The sequence below is a fragment of the Rhodococcus sp. P4_B6 genome (assembly GCF_056402215.1).
The window spans coordinates 1-4616 of record NZ_JBFUHV010000328.1; the positions used below are offsets into that span (position 1 = coordinate 1).

The 4616-nt window shown below is 67.5% G+C and carries 4 protein-coding genes; 3 read left to right on the forward strand and 1 reads right to left on the reverse strand.

Annotated features, from left to right (window positions below):
- Together AC1DWT_RS49685 and AC1DWT_RS49690 are read left to right on the forward strand one after the other, a co-directional pair.
- Positions 1-898 (forward strand): NAD(P)H-dependent flavin oxidoreductase (locus tag AC1DWT_RS49685; RefSeq protein ID WP_477926116.1); only part of this gene is annotated, 898 nt, incomplete at its 5' end.
- 310 nt (positions 899-1208) lie between these two features.
- Entirely contained in the window at positions 1209-2273 is a 1065-nt protein-coding gene (locus AC1DWT_RS49690; protein WP_095863068.1) for a LacI family DNA-binding transcriptional regulator, read from the forward strand.
- 1 nt (position 2274) lies between these two features.
- On the opposite strand, the gene AC1DWT_RS49695 is transcribed toward AC1DWT_RS49690, so the two are convergent.
- The gene (locus AC1DWT_RS49695) at positions 2275-3168 is read right to left on the reverse strand and encodes a LysR family transcriptional regulator (RefSeq protein WP_072939332.1); all 894 of its coding nucleotides are present in this window, start codon (positions 3166-3168) and stop codon (positions 2275-2277) included.
- Positions 3169-3278: 110 nt separating this feature from the next.
- Here AC1DWT_RS49695 and AC1DWT_RS49700 point away from each other — a divergent pair.
- On the forward strand, positions 3279-4616 hold a 1338-nt coding region (locus AC1DWT_RS49700), incomplete at its 3' end, for a CoA-acylating methylmalonate-semialdehyde dehydrogenase (RefSeq protein ID WP_477926117.1).

Here is a 4616-nt window from a genome sequence, read left to right on the forward strand (position 1 = left end):
CCTCATCAGCGCGGTGGCCAACGCCGGGGCGCTCGGATTCCTCACCGCCCTGACCCAACCGACCCCTGAGGCGCTGGTCAAGGAGATCGTCCGCTGCCGCGACCTCACCGACAAGCCGTTCGGCGTCAACCTCACCATCCTGCCGACCATCCAGCCGGTGCCCTACGACGAATACCGCGACGCCATCGTCGACAGCGGCATCACCATCGTCGAAACCGCCGGCGGCAACCCCGCCCCGCACCTGCCCGCCTTCAAGGCGGCCGGCGTGAAGGTCATTCACAAGGCGGTTTCCGTGCGGCACGCCGTCAAGGCCGAGCAACTCGGCGTCGACGCGATCAGCATCGACGGCTTCGAATGCGCCGGCCACCCCGGCGAAGACGACGTTCCCGGCCTCGTGCTCATCCCCGCCGCGGCCCGGGCACTGACCATCCCGATCATCGCGAGCGGCGGAATCGCCACCGGCGCAGGACTCGTCGCCGCCCTTGCCCTCGGTGCATCCGCCGTCAACATGGGCACCCGGTTCATGGCCACCACCGAGGCACCCATCCACCACAACGTCAAGCAACAGATCGTCGACAACACCGAACGCGACACCGTCATCGTCTTCCGCGAGTTCCACAACTCCGCACGCGTTGCCCGCAACTCGGTCTCCGAAGAGATCCTCGACCTGTCCCGGCGCCCAGGTGCCGGCTTCGGCGACATCGCCCATTTGGCCAGCGGCGCCCGCGGCCGCGAGCAGGTGTACGGCAACGGTGACGTCGAAGGCGGGCTCTGGTGGGCAAGCCAGGCCCAGGGCCTGATTCACGGCATCGGCAGCTGCGAGGAGGTAGTCGACTCGATCCTCACAGACGCACAACACATCATCATCCGAACATTGCGCGACCAACTGGCCGGCTGAACAGGTCTTCTCACGCGACACCTGACCAGGCAGCGCGGCGGTGATCCAGTCCGGTCGACATGGGTACCGACCGCGTTGTCCGGTTTTCGCGGATGAGCCCGCAGCGCGCCGGCCACATATGTGGTCACATTGCGAACAGATCCGGCACCCGGACGCGGTGATGCGCTCCCCAGCGCCGCGGAGCGTTGTCTCATCCAGGGCACGACGACGTGACCTCGTCGTCACCAGGGCGAGCTGACACCCCGAAGACGCGCGCGGTCCGGCCGATAAGCTGGGCCGGGTAACCGCGTGACGGAGAGGATCGGCATTCGTGACCACGATGCACGACGTTGCCCGGGCGGCAGGCGTGTCCCAGGCGGCGGTCTCGTATGCGTACAACCAGCCCCACAAGCTATCCGCGGCGCGGCGCGCCCACATCTTCCAGGTGGCCGCGGAACTCGGCTACGCCGGCCCCAACCCCGCGGGCCGCAACCTCCGCACCGGGCAGGTCGGTGCGCTGGGGCTGATGATCACCGACTCGTTGCGCTACGCCTTCGACGATCCCGCCACCTCACAGCTGCTGAAGGGCATCTCGGAGGTCGGTGAACTCGCCGAGGTCGCGCTGACGCTGCTGCCCTGCCCCCTCGAGTCCACCCGGGTAGCGGAGGGCTCCGGGGTGCTCGTGCGCGGCGCGGTGGACGGCTTCCTCGCGTACGCGATGCCGGAGGGCCACCCCGGAATGCAGACGGCGATGAGCCGCCGGCTGCCGATCGTCGTGATCGACGGTCCGAATCCTGGCGGGCTGCCCCGGGTCGGAATCCAGGATCGGCAGGCCGCCAAGGAAATCGCGGAGCACGTGCTCTCCCTCGGGCACCGCCGTGTCGGGTTTCTCGTCGACCGCCTCGTGCCCGACGGCAAGGGCGGGCGTGTCGACGCCGCCCGCACCCGGGCAGCCCGCGACCACGTGATGAAGGAACGACTCGCCGGCTACGCGTCCGCCTGCCGGAAACACAGGGTGCCGTGGTCGTCTGCCGTGGTCGTCGAAGCAGGCGGGTTCGACTACGAGTTGTCCCGCACCGCCGTCGAGACGCTGCTCGACGCCGGACCCGTGACCGCGGTCGTCGCAGCGTCCGACCTGCTGGCCCTTGCCGCGATCGACGTCGCCCAGGCACGCGGCCTCCGGGTGCCCGAGGATCTGTCGGTGGTCGGTTTCGACGACATTCCCTCGGCCCGCACCGCGGGACTCACGACGGTTCGGCAACCCCTCGTCGACAAGGGCCGCGAGGCCGCCCAACTGCTGCTCGACATCATCGGCGGCGGAGCGGGTCGGGAAATCACGCTGCCCACCGAACTCGTCGTCCGCGAGAGCGCCGGTCCCCCGCCCACCGATCAATGAGTTAACCTGTTGCGCCGCGTAGTTCGGGATTGTCGTCGACGATGGAGTAGAGTGCCTCGGTGATCGCCTTGACCCGGGCCAGTCGGGTCAGTTCCCGCGGCACGACCAGCCAGTAGGTGCGGTGGGCGATGAAGTCGTCGGTGAGGATCGGCACGAGGTCCTCATCGAGCGCCCCGATGTAACTCGGCAGTGGCGCGATCCCGACGCCGTGCTTCACCGCCTGGTAGTGGCCGGCGATGTTGTTGGTCTGGATCTGCGCTTGGAAATCCGGGATCAGCGCGTCGAGGATGCGCAGCGGTTCGACGTCGAGGAACGCGTCCACGTACCAGATCAGCGTGTGATGGCGTAAATCCTCGAGGGCCGTGATGGGGTCGTGCTCGCTCAGGTAGTGCCGTGACGCGTACAGGCGGAGGTCGTACTCCGCCAGTTTGCGGACCACGACGGACCGCGGCGACGGTCGTTCGAGGGTGACGGCGATGTCGAAGTCGCGCCCGGTCAGTAGGTCGTGGGTGGTCGACGTGACGAGTTCGGTGAACAGATCGGGGTGCTCGGACCGCACCGCCGCGAGACCCGGCACCAGCACGAACGACCCGAAACCGTCGGGCGTGATGATCCGGACGGTGCCGGTCAGCCCGCCCCGCGACGACGTCTCGTCGAGTGCGGCGAGGACCGCGGTCTCCACCGCCTCGGCGTGGGGAACCAGCCGCCTGCCCGCTTCGGTGAGCTGCCATCCCGACACCCCGCGGTCGAAAAGCCTGGTGCCCGTGTCCTTCTCGAGTCGGGTGATTTTCCGCGAGACGGTCGTGTGATCGACACCGAGTCGCTTCGCCGCGTCGGCAAGGCGGCCGGTTCTCGACAACTCCAGGAGGTAACGCATGTTGTCTGCGGTAAACATCACCCTCACCCTCGTGCAAATCTGCAGTCCGAAGTGCCATTTTACTCGTTGACGCAGGCATTGTTGCCCAGCAGACTCGTGGTCACCCCACCTTTCCAGGAGTACATCCCATGGCCGTCATCTCCCATTGGTTCGACAACAAGACCTTCCCCGGCACCAGCGGCAACACCGCCCCCGTCACCAACCCGGCCACCGGCGCCGTCACCGGACAGGTCGCCCTCGCCAGCGTCGAGGACGCCCGCGCCGTCATCGACGCCGCAGCCGCCGCCTTCCCCGCCTGGCGCGACACCTCCCTCGCCAAGCGSACSCAGATCATCTTCAMRTTCCGCGAACTACTCAACCAGCGCAAGGGCGAACTCGCCGAGATCATCACCTCCGAACACGGCAAGGTCGTCTCCGACGCCCTCGGCGAAGTCTCCCGCGGCCAGGAGGTCGTCGAATTCGCCTGCGGCATCGCCCACCTGCTCAAAGGCGRCATGACCGAAAACGCCTCCACCAACGTCGACGTCTCCTCCCTCCGCCAACCCGTCGGCCCCGTCGGCATCATCTCCCCCTTCAACTTCCCCGCCATGGTCCCGATGTGGTTCTTCCCCATCGCCATCGCCGCCGGCAACACGGTGGTGTTGAAGCCGTCCGAGAAGGACCCCACCGCCGCCATCTGGATGGCCGAACTCTGGGCCGAAGCCGGCCTCCCGGCCGGGGTGTTCAACGTCCTGCAGGGCGACAAGACCTCCGTCGACGAACTCCTCACCAACCCGGCTGTCAAGGCGATCAGCTTCGTCGGATCCACCCCCATCGCCCAGTACGTCTACGCCACCGGCACCGCCCACGGCAAACGTGTCCAAGCATTGGGTGGGGCGAAGAACCACGCCATCGTCCTCCCGGACGCCGACCTSGAYCTSGCCGCCGACGCCATGGTCAACGCCGGCTTCGGATCCGCCGGCGAACGCTGCATGGCCATCTCCGCCCTCGTCGCCGTCGGCGACATCGCCGACGAACTCGTCGCGAAAATCAAAGASCGCACCGACACATTGAAGATCGGTGACGGCACCCGCGATTCCGACATGGGACCGCTGGTGACGAAGGTGCACCGCGACAAGGTCGCCTCCTACATCGACGCCGGCGARRMCGACGGCGCCACCATCGTCGTCGACGGCCGCACCGTGCAGCCCGACGGCGGCRAGGACGGRTTCTGGCTCGGMCCCACCCTSATCGACCACGTCACCACCGACATGTCCGTSTACACCGACGARATCTTCGGACCCGTCCTSTCCGTSATCCGSGTCGACTCCTACGACGAAGCCCTCGAACTGGTGAACTCCAGCCAGTTCGGCAACGGCACCGCCATCTTCACCAACGACGGCGGCGCCGCCCGCCGATTCCAGAACGAGGTCGAGGTCGGCATGGTCGGCATCAACGTCCCCATCCCCGTCCCGATGGCCTACTAC

Excerpts from the sequence above, each read along its gene's own strand:
- AC1DWT_RS49695 (WP_072939332.1), bottom strand. The coding sequence starts at position 3,168 with ATGTTTACCGCAGACAACATGCGTTACCTCCTGGAGTTGTCGAGAACC.